The 1,071-nt window shown below is 41.4% G+C and carries 2 protein-coding genes; both read left to right on the forward strand.

Annotated elements, in window-relative coordinates; translation table 11 throughout:
• Window positions 1–615 (forward strand): ABC transporter ATP-binding protein (locus tag D1839_RS20140; protein ID WP_147358310.1); only part of this gene is annotated, 615 nt, incomplete at its 5' end.
• A partial coding sequence (locus D1839_RS20145) for an ATP-binding cassette domain-containing protein (RefSeq protein WP_120381543.1) occupies window positions 602–1,071 on the forward strand: 470 nt, incomplete at its 3' end. The genes D1839_RS20140 and D1839_RS20145, both read left to right, overlap by 14 nt.

A 1,071-nucleotide genomic window follows, 5' to 3' on the forward strand; every position in this document is an offset into this window, starting at 1 on the left:
CTAAATCAAGTCGGTATACCGCGACCGGAATATACTTGCGAGCAGTATCCACATCAATTGTCCGGTGGGATGAGACAGCGGGTGATGATCGCCATTGCTATTGCTAATAAACCAGAACTTCTTATTGCTGATGAGCCGACGACCGCACTGGATGTAACCATACAAGCACAAATACTCGGTTTAATGAATGATTTGAAAGAACAGATGAATACAGGTGTTATACTGATCACTCATGATTTAGGCGTTGTAGCTGAGATGGCAGATCGAGTAGCGGTGATGTATGCCGGTCAAATTGTAGAGATTGCAGATGTGTATACATTGTTTAAAAATCCGTTGCATCCGTATACGAGATCGTTATTAAATTCCATTCCAGCTGAAGACAGTGTGCATGATAAGCTTCATGTGATCCAGGGAATTGTTCCATCCCTACAACATCTTCCACGAGAAGGATGTCGTTTTAAAGCGCGAATACCTTGGATTAGCGAGGAAGCACATGAAGAAAATCCAGAGTTGCACGAGGTAGAGCCGGGGCATTTCGTACGCTGTACTTGTTACCAGCAATTTTATTTTCCTGAAGGAACAATAGAGGAGGAATCAACCCATGGCACTTCTTGAGGTAGATAAATTAAAGGTACATTTCCCCATTCGAGGAGGAGTTCTAAATCGTAAAATTGATGCAGTGAAAGCTGTTGATGGGGTTTCCTTTTCCATAGAAAGAGGAAAAACGTACGGGCTTGTAGGCGAGTCTGGATCTGGAAAAACGACGACAGGGAAGGCGGTTATCGGTTTGAATACCATCACTGCTGGAAGTATAAAGTTTGATGGGATTGATTTAGCCGGTTTTAATTCCAAAAAAAATAGTTTACGTAAAGATATTCAAATGATATTCCAAGATCCATATTCCTCTTTAAATGGAAAAAAACGTGTATTAGATATTATCGCAGAGCCATTACGAAATTTCGAAAAATTATCGAAAGCAGAAGAGAAAACGCGTGTTCAGGAATTGCTTGAACGAGTGGGCTTAAGCCCAGAGAGTATACTTAAATACCCGCATCAATTTTCTGGAGGGCA

The sequence above is a fragment of the Roseburia sp. 1XD42-34 genome (assembly GCF_009917385.1).
Classification (GTDB): domain Bacteria; phylum Bacillota; class Bacilli; order Bacillales; family Amphibacillaceae; genus Virgibacillus.